This window comes from Neisseria sp. P0001.S005, from assembly GCF_051963715.1.
Genome location: NZ_JBQCTZ010001072.1, coordinates 1 through 236, shown reverse-complemented (window position 1 = coordinate 236; position 236 = coordinate 1). Strand labels below are relative to the sequence as shown.

1 protein-coding gene is annotated in these 236 nt (G+C 47.9%); it reads right to left on the bottom strand.

Annotated features, from left to right (window positions below; all coding sequences use genetic code 11):
- A partial coding sequence (locus tag ACTHSP_RS24095) for a transposase (protein WP_440347236.1) occupies nucleotides 1-236 on the bottom strand: 236 nt, incomplete at both ends.

Sequence of the window (236 nt, the reverse complement as noted above, 5' to 3'; positions counted from 1 at the left end):
CGGTCTGCAAATTCCTTGGAATGGTTGATACGGTAATGGATAAAACCGCTTACGCCCAGCTTGTCATAGCTGCTCAGGCTATCCGTGTAAACAATGCTGTCCGGCATGATTTTCTGTTTGATAACAGGCATCAAAGTATCAGACTTGGCATTATCTACGACAACGGTATAGACCCGTCCGTTGCGTTTCAGAATACCAAAGACAACCACTTTTCCTGCCGCGCCGCGACCACGTCT